The 411-nt window shown below is 43.6% G+C and carries 1 pseudogene; it reads right to left on the bottom strand.

The window, feature by feature from the left end:
* Positions 1-411, bottom strand: a pseudogene (locus HT701_RS10380) (hypothetical protein); the annotation flags it as partial.

Here is a 411-nt window from a genome sequence, read left to right as displayed (position 1 = left end):
TGGCTGTTGGGTTAGCTTTCGAAACGGCTTCTTTAACTTTGGCTTTTTCGGCTTCTGTTAAATGCGCTGGGTCTGCTACTGGCGTTACCTCTACCTTAGATTTCTCTACGGTTTCTGTCGATGGAATTTCTTTAGTTGTTCCATCTGGTAATGTGACAGTTACGTCTCCATTGTCTTTTACAACTACGTTGGTGGCTGTTGGGTTAGCTTTCGAAACGGCTTCTTTAACTTTGGCTTTTTCGGCTTCTGTTAAATGCGCTGGGTCTGCTACTGGTGTTACCTCTACCTTAGATTTCTCTACGGTTTCTGTCGATGGAATTTCTTTAGTTGTTCCATCTGGTAATGTGACAGTTACGTCTCCATTGTCTTTTACAACTACGTTGGTGGCTGTTGGGTTAGCTTTCGAAACGG

This window comes from Streptococcus sp. 10824 (genome assembly GCF_013276595.1).
GTDB lineage: Bacteria > Bacillota > Bacilli > Lactobacillales > Streptococcaceae > Streptococcus > Streptococcus pseudopneumoniae.
The sequence above is the reverse complement of the archived record's forward strand: the minus strand, read 5'-3'. Positions and strand labels throughout refer to the sequence as shown.